Origin of the sequence: Pseudomonas akapageensis (assembly GCF_011355085.1) — a bacterium.
GTDB classification, from domain to species: domain Bacteria; phylum Pseudomonadota; class Gammaproteobacteria; order Pseudomonadales; family Pseudomonadaceae; genus Aquipseudomonas; species Aquipseudomonas akapageensis.
The window spans coordinates 899-2220 of record NZ_VXCP01000073.1 but is presented as its reverse complement, the minus strand read 5'-3'; the positions used below and the strand labels follow the sequence as shown (position 1 = coordinate 2220).

The 1322-nt window shown below is 65.0% G+C and carries 1 protein-coding gene; it reads left to right on the top strand.

Annotated features, from left to right (window positions below; genetic code table 11):
• Positions 1–1322: aminomethyltransferase family protein (locus F2S13_RS28930; RefSeq protein WP_484573268.1), on the top strand; the 1322-nt coding region annotated here is incomplete at both ends.

Below are 1322 nucleotides of genomic sequence, written 5' to 3'. Positions count from 1 at the left end.
CCCCACGAAAAATCCACCGCCCGGGCGCCGAAGCAATTCGTCGACCTGCAGAACGACGTCACCGCTGCGGCCATCGAACTGGCCACCCGCGAGGGCTTCGAGTCGGTCGAGCACGTCAAGCGCTACACCGCGCTGGGCTTCGGCACCGACCAGGGCAAGCTCGGCAACATCAACGGCCTGGCGATTGCCGCCCGTTCACGCGGCATCTCGATCACCGAGATGGGCACCACCATGTTCCGCCCCAACTACACGCCGGTCACCTTCGGCGCCGTTGCCGGGCGCCATTGCGGCCACCTGTTCGAGCCGGTGCGTTTCACCGCGCTGCATGCCTGGCATGTGAAGAACGGTGCCGAGTTCGAAGACGTCGGCCAGTGGAAGCGCCCCTGGTACTTCCCGCGCAGCGGCGAGGACATGCACGCTGCCGTGGCCCGTGAATGCAAGGCCGTGCGCGACAGCGTGGGCCTGCTCGACGCCTCGACCCTGGGCAAGATCGACATCCAGGGCCCGGATGCGCGCGAGTTCCTCAACCGCGTCTACACCAACGCCTGGACCAAGCTCGACGTGGGCAAGGCCCGCTACGGCCTGATGTGCAAGGAAGACGGCATGGTCTTCGACGACGGCGTGACCGCCTGCATCGGCGAGAACCACTTCGTCATGACCACCACCACCGGTGGCGCGGCACGCGTGCTGCAGTGGCTGGAGATCTACCAGCAGACCGAATGGCCTGACCTGAAGGTGTACCTGACCTCGGTCACCGACCACTGGGCGACCCTGACCCTGTCCGGGCCCAACAGCCGCAAGCTGCTCAGCGAAGTGACCGACATCGACCTGGACAAGGAAGCCTTCCCGTTCATGACCTGGAAAGAAGGTCAGGTCGGCGGTGTGCCGGCGCGGGTGTTCCGCATCTCCTTCACCGGCGAGCTGTCCTATGAAGTGAACGTGCAGGCCGACTACGCCATGGGCGTGCTGGAAAAGATCGTCGAGGCCGGCAAGAAGTACAACCTGACCCCGTACGGCACCGAAACCATGCACGTGCTGCGGGCCGAGAAGGGCTTCATCATCGTCGGCCAGGACACCGACAGCTCGATGACCCCGGACGACCTCAACATGGGCTGGTGCGTCGGCCGGACCAAGCCGTTCTCCTGGATCGGCTGGCGCGGCATGAACCGTGAAGACTGCGTGCGCGAGAACCGCAAGCAACTGGTGGGCCTCAAGCCGGTCGACCCGACCCAGCTGCTGCCTGAAGGGGCGCAACTGGTGTTCAACACCAAGCAGACGATCCCGATGAGCATGGTCGGTCACGTGACCTCCAGCTACATGAG